Below are 522 nucleotides of genomic sequence, written 5' to 3' on the forward strand. Positions count from 1 at the left end.
GCCCTAGTTGACGACCCACACCATCCCCCACCCGCCGCTCAACCCCCCCGGGCGGGGGGGGTTGCGGCGCGCGGGGCGGGGGCGGGCCGCGGCCGGGGGCGCCGCCCCGGGGGGGCGGCCCGCGGCGAGGAACTTCCGCCCGACCTGGGTCACCGGCGTGGCGCTCGTGGTGACGCACGCCTGCACGGCACCCGCCTTGCGCTCGCGGGAGCCGGCGGGCGTGGGCTCGCAGTTCTCCCGGGAGTCCATCGTGGCGGGACGGGTCTTGGTGGGGGCGGGAACGCCGGTCGGACGGTTCGCGTCGATACCGCCCGCCGTGCGGGCGGGGGCCTCCTCCGCCGCCGACACCTTGCCCGCGGCGCCCGGGGCGTGGCCCTGGTCGACGGCGGTGGCGGTGCCCGTCGCCATGAGGCTCAAGGCGAGGAGGAGGCCGGGGAGTATTCGTCTCCTGCGTGCTGAATTCATGTCTTCTCTCTGTGGGAAATAGGCCCCGGCCCCACCGGGGGGAGTTGGCCGGGGGCG

General features: G+C 77.2%; 1 protein-coding gene. It reads right to left on the bottom strand.

The window, feature by feature from the left end:
* Nucleotides 1-3: 3 nt before the first annotated feature.
* Complete coding sequence (locus tag ACFXA3_RS40235) at nucleotides 4-465, bottom strand: hypothetical protein (protein ID WP_385196031.1); 462 nt, start codon at nucleotides 463-465, stop codon at nucleotides 4-6.
* Nucleotides 466-522: the final 57 nt, after the last annotated feature.

Source organism: Streptomyces sp. NPDC059456 (assembly GCF_042750055.1).
Taxonomy (GTDB): domain Bacteria; phylum Actinomycetota; class Actinomycetes; order Streptomycetales; family Streptomycetaceae; genus Streptomyces.